The 707-nt window shown below is 44.4% G+C and carries 1 pseudogene; it reads left to right on the top strand.

What is annotated here, in order from left to right:
- Positions 1-707 (top strand): annotated as a pseudogene (gene vcrV / locus R7O13_RS27050) (type III secretion system needle tip protein VcrV); the annotation flags it as partial.

The following is a 707-nucleotide window of genomic DNA, read 5'->3' as shown; positions in this document are numbered from 1 at the left end:
ATTTGGCGCGTCAAATGAGTTCTAGCGTGGTTCGTGAGAGTGCATCTTCGTCCCTTCGCAATGCGTTTGCTCATTTGCCATCGATGAATCTGGCACAGCTCCAAGCATCTGATTTTCTGCTAACCGAAGCGAATTTTGTTACGAACGTCTCGACGCAATTGCAGAACGCTTTTAACCAGATAGGTATCACTTTAACTAAAGATGACGCGGACCAATTAGCGAAAAGAATTACGTGGACGCCAGGCATTTCTAAACAGCAGCTTAGCGAAGCGTTAAGCGAAATGGCGACGCAAGTGAAAGGTCAGTTTACTGCGGCTTACGGTGAAACCGCTGGGACTGAAAATTTACGAAAAGCGTTAGATGCCATCATCAAAAGCTCGGATTCTTTGACGCTTTCAAGCTTGTTTGCGAATTTTGCTGTAAGTCTGATTCACACCGAAATCGATGCTTTTTACAACGATAAAACGATTGCCGATATCCAAAAAACGCAAATCTCTGCGGATCAGGTTGAGCTGATAAAAAACAATACGGAACGAGACATCCGTTTCCAGTTTGAAAAAATGCTGAAGGGTGAGTCGACAGGCGCCTCGTTTATCGAACGTTACGAAACATTACGCAAGAACTTAGGTGCGTTGAAAGATCGTCTACTCAATATCACCGAGCAAGAGAAAAAGGATCTTGAGGTTCGAGCTGAACACTCTTTGACG

This window comes from Vibrio sp. Y176, assembly GCF_033438945.1.
This window is presented reverse-complemented; position numbering and strand designations above follow the sequence as displayed.